The organism is Pseudomaricurvus alcaniphilus (assembly GCF_011440395.1).
In the GTDB taxonomy this organism is placed as follows: Bacteria; Pseudomonadota; Gammaproteobacteria; order Pseudomonadales; family Cellvibrionaceae; genus Pseudomaricurvus; species Pseudomaricurvus alcaniphilus.
Window position 1 is genome coordinate 1 of record NZ_JAAOIX010000032.1, and the last position, 1,767, is coordinate 1,767.

General features: G+C 53.0%; 1 rRNA gene. It reads left to right on the top strand.

The window, feature by feature from the left end:
• Positions 1-1,722 (top strand): 23S ribosomal RNA (locus tag G8764_RS22195); the annotation flags it as partial.
• Positions 1,723-1,767: the final 45 nt, after the last annotated feature.

A 1,767-nucleotide genomic window follows, 5' to 3' on the forward strand; every position in this document is an offset into this window, starting at 1 on the left:
ATGGTAGGGGAGCGTTCTGTAAGCCGTTGAAGGTGAACTGTGAGGTTTGCTGGAGGTATCAGAAGTGCGAATGCTGACATGAGTAACGACAAGGGGAGTGAAAAACTCCCCCGCCGGAAGACCAAGGGTTCCTGTCCAACGCTAATCGGGACAGGGTTAGTCGGCCCCTAAGGCGAGGCTGAAAGGCGTAGTCGATGGGAAACGGGTTAATATTCCCGTACTTTGTATAACTGCGACGGAGGGACGGAGCAGGCTAGGCCAGCGCGGCGTTGGTTGTCCGCGTTTAAGCTTGTAGGCTGGGATCTTAGGCAAATCCGGGATCCTAAGGCCGAGAAGTGATGACGAGACCCCTTTTAGGGGTTGGAGTGGTTGATGCCATACTTCCAGGAAAATCTTCTAAGCTTCAGGTTATACAGAACCGTACTCGAAACCGACACAGGTGGTCAGGTAGAGAATACCAAGGCGCTTGAGAGAACTCGGGTGAAGGAACTAGGCAAAATAGCACCGTAACTTCGGGAGAAGGTGCGCCGGTGTTGGTGATGGGACTTGCTCCCTAAGCTGACGCTGGTCGAAGTAACCAGGTGGCTGCAACTGTTTATTAAAAACATAGCACTCTGCAAACACGTAAGTGGACGTATAGGGTGTGACGCCTGCCCGGTGCCGGAAGGTTAATTGATGGGGTTAGCTTCGGCGAAGCTCTTGATCGAAGCCCCGGTAAACGGCGGCCGTAACTATAACGGTCCTAAGGTAGCGAAATTCCTTGTCGGGTAAGTTCCGACCTGCACGAATGGCGTAATGATGGCCACGCTGTCTCCACCCGAGACTCAGTGAAATTGAAATCGCAGTTAAGATGCTGTGTTCCCGCGGCTAGACGGAAAGACCCCGTGAACCTTTACTACAGCTTTGCACTGAACTCTGAACCTATTTGTGTAGGATAGCTGGGAGGCTTTGAAGCGTTGACGCCAGTCATCGTGGAGCCGTCCTTGAAATACCAGCCTGGTATGTTTGGGGTTCTAACTTTGGTCCGTTATCCGGATTGAGGACAGTGTATGGTGGGTAGTTTGACTGGGGCGGTCTCCTCCCAAAGAGTAACGGAGGAGCACGAAGGTACCCTCAGCATGGTCGGAAATCATGCAATGAGTGCAATGGCATAAGGGTGCTTGACTGCGAGACTGACACGTCGAGCAGGTACGAAAGTAGGTCATAGTGATCCGGTGGTTCTGTATGGAAGGGCCATCGCTCAACGGATAAAAGGTACTCCGGGGATAACAGGCTGATACCGCCCAAGAGTTCACATCGACGGCGGTGTTTGGCACCTCGATGTCGGCTCATCACATCCTGGGGCTGAAGCCGGTCCCAAGGGTATGGCTGTTCGCCATTTAAAGTGGTACGCGAGCTGGGTTTAGAACGTCGTGAGACAGTTCGGTCCCTATCTGCCGTGGGCGTTGGAAAGTTGAGAAGAGTTGCTCCTAGTACGAGAGGACCGGAGTGAACGAACCTCTGGTGTTCGGGTTGTCATGCCAATGGCATTGCCCGGTAGCTATGTTCGGACGGGATAACCGCTGAAAGCATCTAAGCGGGAAGCCTCCTTCAAGATAAGCTTTCCCTGGGGCTTCGAGCCCCCTGAAGGGCCGTTGAAGACTACGACGTTGATAGGCTGGGTGTGTAAGCGTTGTGAGGCGTTGAGCTAACCAGTACTAATTGCCCGTGAGGCTTGACCATATAACTGAAGTTACTGAAGTGTGCGGACAATGCACGGACAGGTAC